We start from the raw sequence: 2,250 nt of genomic DNA on the forward strand, positions 1-2,250 counted from the left end.
AGATAACCGCTATATTCCTTAGCCTGTCATATCCAGAGATATATTCCTTTGTCCAAGGTATTCCATCAGCGCTTCTTTGGTGGGGAAATGTTTTTCCGTCAGGGCCAGGTGTTCCTTTATCAGGGCAATGCTGTGGCCCGTGACCCGTTGCATCAGGTTTTCCGGCATGCCGAAGTATTTGAGAATCAAAACGCGGTCAAATACTTTGATATAGGCATCTACTGCTTCTTCCGTATGGAAGATGCGCCGGGCGATCTGATGGGCAGTAAGACCCTGCAGGAACATTTCAATTACTATGGTCTTATGGGTAAGCGATCGGCCCATATCCAGAACCGTTCCGGCTGTGGGCAGCAGTATCCCGAACTGTTCCTGATAGCTTTCTAAAAGTTCCCGCATAAGGCCGGGACTTAAAGATAACAGCCACTGTGTATCCAGGGTGGTCAGCACCCCGTCCTGGCGCCAGGCCTCGGCAGTGATGCGTTCCAGCTGTGCCATTTTCACTTTTTTAAACTCTCCCCGGTGGTTAAGAGTCAGGTTCTGTTCTGCCGGGGTAAGAAGCGTCAGCACTACTGGAGTAAAGAGCCGTGGATCAGTCCGCCTGCTCTTGTGGGTGCCGTGGACCAGCCAGACTGCCTGCCCGGAAGTAAGCTCCTCCAGTAGCGGGCAGCACCAGGATCTCAACTCAGCCGCTGTTTGTACCATGGCCTCGGCCAGTCCTGGTTTTGTACCGTAGTCCGAAGTTAGTTTTTCTACCAGTTCTTTTAGAACTTCCGGCGGTAGAGCTGCTTCTTTTTTCAGGTGAACATGGACCATTTTTTCTGCGTTAAGCGGTTTTTCCGGTAAAAACTCGAACCCTTTCGGGGCAGACTTGCGGGCCAGCTCGCCCTGGTCTGTGATTGACCAGATATCTTCCAGGGTGGTGGTTTTGTCTACGGCCTGCAGTATTAAGTACTGTTCCAGTTCCAGGTGTCTTTTGACCGTGCGGGGAGAGAGCCCTTCAGAGAGAGCCTCTGCCCAGCGCGGGGTAAGAAGCGGCAGGAGAAGATCATCTTCGCCGCGTCTTACATAGAGTTCGCCCGGTTTTACCCGGCGGGTACCGCTTTTTGCTTCATGTTCGTCAAGTGCGCTGTTGGTCAGGCTTGCTACCTGCTGGGCCAGAAAAGAATCCTTGGCCAGCTCGAAACGGTGTTTCAGATGGGCTACCTGGACGTGTTCAACATCTCTTTGGGGAAGGGTACTGTACGGACCCTTCCGCTTTTGCACAGGCATCACTTCCTCTTGTTTTTTTTACAGGATGCGCGGTAGCGATACGGCGGATACGCTCCATACGCCAGCTGTACTCGGGTGTGTTAAACTGCCGGTACAGGGATTGGTACTTCTCTACTACCCTGCGGGAAAAGCCCAGCACCTGGCGTACCATGGGCAGGGGCATCCCCTTTTCCGTTAGAAGTACTACCCGGGAGAAATCTATTAAATATCTTGCTATGCTATCATAGCTATGGGAGGTTCGCCTTTTAATCTCGGTCTCCGTATAGCCGTCCATGTAGAGCGCAATGACCTTCTCTGCATGGCTAAGTGTAGGCCCCATATCGGCTACAAAGCCGCGGGTGGGGAGCACCACCTGGGGGTGTGCCTTGATACAGTCCTGCACGGCGTCTACGGAGATGCTCATCAGGTACGAGAGATCGCCCTGGGAGAGGGTTGCACCCTGAGCATAGGCGCCGGTAGCAAGGCGCTCTAGCCGCTCCCATTTAAGGGCCTTGGGGCTATCTGTACTGACCAGTTCCCAGTCTTTTTCGGTAACATAGTCCAGGACCGTGTTTACCAGACTGCATTCCGCAAGGGGCTTCCCGGGTGGTTCCTTGGCCTCCACGGCGCTGTAGAGCAGCTGCCCCGGTTCCAGTTGGGAGCGGAACTCTTTGGCCAGTTCATCCAGTTCCATGATAAAGTTTTCGGCAGCGGCGGGGGAATAACCGTGGCGCTTCTGTAACAGGCGGCCAAAACTTTCCCTGCCTGCTATTGTTTCTGCAGAGGCGTTCTTTACAGGGTAGCGCTTTTTAAGTTCTGCCAGTTCTTCCGCCAGATAACTGCCGGTCATTTCCTGGTTAAACATCCGCCACCAGCGGTCCCATGTCGGCTGAGGTACCGCCAGGTCCGAAAGGATCTGACGCAGCGGTTCACCTTTTAAATAACGTTCTACAGCCAAAGCACAGCGGCTGGCCTTAAAGTTTAAACGGTTGCTCTTGCTCA

The 2,250-nt window shown here is 53.4% G+C and carries 2 protein-coding genes; both read right to left on the reverse strand.

All coding sequences use genetic code 11. The annotated features are described in order from the left end of the window. Positions 1-18: 18 nt before the first annotated feature. Positions 19-1,269, reverse strand: coding sequence for a hypothetical protein (locus CVT63_08245; protein ID PKQ26876.1), 1,251 nt, complete (start codon positions 1,267-1,269; stop codon positions 19-21). Then, the gene (locus tag CVT63_08250; GenBank protein PKQ26877.1) at positions 1,214-2,113 is read right to left on the reverse strand and encodes a hypothetical protein; all 900 of its coding nucleotides are present in this window, start codon (positions 2,111-2,113) and stop codon (positions 1,214-1,216) included. Before CVT63_08250 ends, CVT63_08245 begins: the two co-directional genes overlap by 56 nt. Positions 2,114-2,250: the final 137 nt, after the last annotated feature.

It is taken from the genome of Candidatus Anoxymicrobium japonicum (genome assembly GCA_002843005.1).
Lineage (GTDB): Bacteria > Actinomycetota > Geothermincolia > Fen-727 > Anoxymicrobiaceae > Anoxymicrobium > Anoxymicrobium japonicum.